The following is a 2,243-nucleotide window of genomic DNA, read 5'->3' as shown; positions in this document are numbered from 1 at the left end:
GGAGCGAAGAGCTCGAAGACGGAGAGGTCGAAGTTGAGGCTGGTGGCGGCGAGGACGCCCTTCATCTCGTCGAGGGAGAAGGTGTCGAGAGCCCAGGAGAGGAAGGAGACGGCGTTGCCATGGGAGATGGCGACGCCCTTGGGGCGCCCGGTGCTGCCGGAGGTGTAGATGAGGTAGGCGAGGTTGCCAGCAGCCACTCCGACGTCGGGAGCGGAGGTGGGCAGCGAGGCCAGCTCCGAATCCGTGTCGAGGCAGACGGCGGTGGCCGTGGTTTCGGGCAGAGCGGAGAGGAGGTGGGAGTGGGCGACGAGGGCGGGGCCCTGCGCGTCCTCCAGCAACCAGCCCAGGCGCTCACGGGGGTAGGTGGGGTCCAGGGGGACGTAGGCACCACCGGCCTTGAGGATGCCGAGAGCGCCGATGAGGAGGTCCTCGGTGCGCTCGACGCAGAGGCCGACACGGACTTCGGGGCCGACGCCAAGTGAGCGGAGGCGATGGGCGAGCTGGTTGGCCTTCGCGTCGAGCTGACGGTAGGTGAGGCGGTGCTCCGGGGTGAGGACGGCGAGCGAGTCCGGAGTGCGGCGCACCTGGGCTTCGACCAGGGCGTGGATGCTGGACTCCCGCGGCGATTGAGAGGCGGGAGGATTCCAGTCGAGGAGGAGCTGCTGGCGCTCAGGGGAGGTGAGCAGAGGCAGGTCCATGAGGCGGGAGTCGGGACTCACGGCGATGGCCTCGAGCAGCACACCGAAGTGGCCGGCCATGCGCTGCATGGTCGACGCCTCGAAGAGGTCCGTCGCGTACTCCAGCGCGCCGGTCATTCCCGTCTGTGCTTTGCGTAGACCCAGGGACAGGTCGAACTTGGCGAAGTGGGTTTCCGACGGCAGCGTCTGCATGGACATGCCCGGCATGCGCAGCGCTTCAGCAGGCATGTTCTGAAGGATGAACATGGCCTGGAACAACGGGTTGCGGCTCAGATCGCGGGCGGGCTGAACGGCTTCGACGAGCTTCTCGAAGGGCAGGTGCTGGTGCTCGTAGGCCGCGAGGGTGTTGCCTCGGACCTGGACCAGCAGCTGGCGGAAGGTCGCCTTCGGCTCGACCTGCGCACGCAGGACGAGGGTGTTGACGAAGAAGCCGATGAGGCCTTCGGTCTCGGCCTGGGTGCGGCCCGCGATGGGCGTGCCCACGCTGATGTCGTCCTGCGCGGAGTAGCGCGACAGGAGGACCTGGAAGGCGGCGAGCAACACCATGAACGGCGTGGCGCCTTCGCGCTGGGCCAGGGCCTTGAGGGAATCCACGAGCTGCGCGGGGATGCGCACGTCCACCTTGGCGCCGCGGTACGACTGCACGGGCGGACGCGGGTGGTCGGTGGGCAGCTCCAACGCGGACGGGCTCCCCGTGAGCCGCTGCTTCCAGTACTGAATCTGCGCGTCCAGGGCTTCGCCCTGGAGCCACTGGCGCTGCCACGTCGCGAAGTCGGCGTACTGCACGGGGAGCGGCGGGAGCGAAGGCGTCCGCTGCGTGCTGAAGGCTTCGTAGAAGGCCGCCACCTCCCGGACGAGGACACCCATGGACCAGCCGTCGGAGACGATGTGGTGCATCGCCACCAGCAGCAGGTGCTCCTCTTCTCCCACTCGCACCAGGAGGCTCCGCATCAGCGGTCCGCGAGCCAGGTGGAAGGGACGACGCGCTTCCTCGGTCACGAGGTGCCGGGCTTCCTCCTCACGACGTGGCTCGGGGAGGTGGGTCAGGTCGATGACAGGCAGCTCCCAGAGAGAGGGAGCATGGATGTGTTGCGACGGCTCCTCGTGAGGCGCGGAGAGGGTGGTGCGCAGGGCTTCGTGGCGGGCGACCAGCGCCTCGAAGGCGCGGCGCAGGGCCTCCACGTCCACGTGGCCCGTGAGCCTGAGGGCCGTGGGGATGTTGTACGACGCATCCCCGGGGGTGAGCTGATCCAGGAGCCACAGGCGCTGCTGCGCGAAGGACAGCGGCAGGACGCCCTCGCGCGAAGAGGGGCGCAGAGGCGGGGCGCGGAGTGTCGTGCGTTGGGCCCCTTCGACCTTCGGCGCGAGGCCTTCGACCGTGGGCGTTCCGAAGAGGGCCCGCAGAGGGAGCTCCACGTCGAACGCCGCGCGGACGCGCGAGACGAGCTGGGTGGCGAGCAGGGAGTGTCCGCCGAGGGCGAAGAAGTCGTCGTGGAGCCCGACGCGCTCGGTGCGGAGCACTTCGGCGAAGAGGGCCGCGAGCTT

1 protein-coding gene is annotated in these 2,243 nt (G+C 69.1%); it reads right to left on the bottom strand.

Going from position 1 to position 2,243, the window contains the following annotated elements:
• Positions 1–2,243: condensation domain-containing protein (locus tag GTY96_RS36965; RefSeq protein ID WP_161667164.1), on the bottom strand; the 2,243-nt coding region annotated here is incomplete at both ends.

Source organism: Corallococcus silvisoli (genome assembly GCF_009909145.1).
GTDB lineage: Bacteria > Myxococcota > Myxococcia > Myxococcales > Myxococcaceae > Corallococcus > Corallococcus silvisoli.
Note: the sequence above shows the minus strand (reverse complement) of the source record. Positions and strands in the feature narration are given on the sequence as shown.